The sequence below is a fragment of the Actinoplanes sp. NPDC051633 genome (assembly GCF_040681735.1).
Classification (GTDB): Bacteria; Actinomycetota; Actinomycetes; order Mycobacteriales; family Micromonosporaceae; genus Actinoplanes.
The window spans coordinates 1-1,368 of sequence record NZ_JBFAZH010001628.1 but is presented as its reverse complement, the minus strand read 5'-3'; the positions used below and the strand labels follow the sequence as shown (position 1 = coordinate 1,368).

General features: G+C 71.6%; 1 protein-coding gene and 1 pseudogene. Both read left to right on the top strand.

All coding sequences use genetic code 11. The features are described 5' to 3' along the window. Positions 1-243: pseudogene (locus tag AB0M20_RS43750) on the top strand (alpha-amylase); the annotation flags it as partial. A 48-nt stretch (positions 244-291) separates the two neighbouring features. After that, the coding region (locus tag AB0M20_RS43745) for a carbohydrate-binding module family 20 domain-containing protein (protein WP_364307420.1) at positions 292-1,368 on the top strand (1,077 nt) is incomplete at its 3' end.

Genomic DNA, 1,368 nt, shown 5'->3' with positions numbered 1-1,368 from the left:
CGCGGCGACCGGGCCGGGTTCGCCGCGATGGTGTCCGCCTGCCACGCGGCGGGGGTGAAGGTCTATGTCGACGCGGTGATCAACCACGCCGCCGGCGGTGCGTCCACCGGAGCCGGCAGCGGCGGGTCGGCCTACACGCACTACGCGTACCCGGCCGTGCCCTACGGGTTCGACGACTTCCACCACTGCGGGCGCAACGGCAACGACGACATCGCGAACTACGGCGACCGGTGGGAGGTGTAGAACTGCGAACTGGTCGACCTGGCCGACCTCAGGACCGAGAGCGGGTACGTGCGCGGCAAGCTCACCGCGTACCTGAACGACCTGGTGTCGCTGGGCGTGGACGGCTTCCGGGTGGACGCCGCCAAGCATCTGCCGGCCGCCGACGAGGCCGCGATCGTCGGCCCGGTGACCGGCGATCCGTACGTCTTCTCCGAGGTGATCGAGGGCGAGGCGGGGGAGCCGGGCCCGGAGGAGTACGCCGGGTTCGGCGACGTGACCGAGTTCCGGTACGGCGACGTGGTCAGCGCGGCGTTCCGCGACGGCAACTTCGCCTCGCTCGACGGCCTCGCGCAGCGGATGCGGCTGCCGTCCGCCGACGCCGTCGCGTTCATCGACAACCACGACACCCAGCGCAACGGCCGCAACGTCCTCACGTACAAGGACGGCGCGAACTACCGCCTCGCGCAGGCGTTCCTGCTCGCCCACCCGTACGGCGTGCCGCAGGTGATGTCGAGCTATGCGTTCTCCTCCGCCGACCAGGGGCCGCCGGCCGCCGCGGACGGCACCACCACCGCGGTGAGCTGCGGCAACGGCTGGGTGTGCGAGCACCGCAACCGGGAGGTGGCCAACATGGTGGCCTTCCGTAGTCAGGCCGGGGACCGTCCGCTGAGCAACTGGTGGAGCAACGGCTCGAACCAGATCGCGTTCAGCCGGGGGAACGCCGCGTTCATAGTGTTCAACCGCTCCGGGGCGGCACTCACCCGGGTCTTCGCGACCGGTCTTCCCGCGGGCAGCTACTGCGACGTGCTCCACGGCGACCCGTGCGGCGGGCCCGCGTACCAGGTGGACACGGCCGGAAACGCGACCGTGACGGTCGCGCCGGGCCAGGCGGTCGCCCTGCACGCCGGCGCCCGCGGCGGCGGGCAGCAGACCTGCGCCGAGCAGTTCGCCGTCACGGCGACGACGGTCTGGGGTCAGAACGTCTTCGTGGTCGGCGACGCGGCGGAGCTGGGCGGCTGGGACCCGGCACGGGCGGTCGCGCTGTCGTCGGCGACGTATCCGGTCTGGCGGGCGAGCGTCACCATCGGAACGAATCGGACGGTCACCTACAAGTACATCAAGAAGGACGGCGCCGCGGTGATCTGG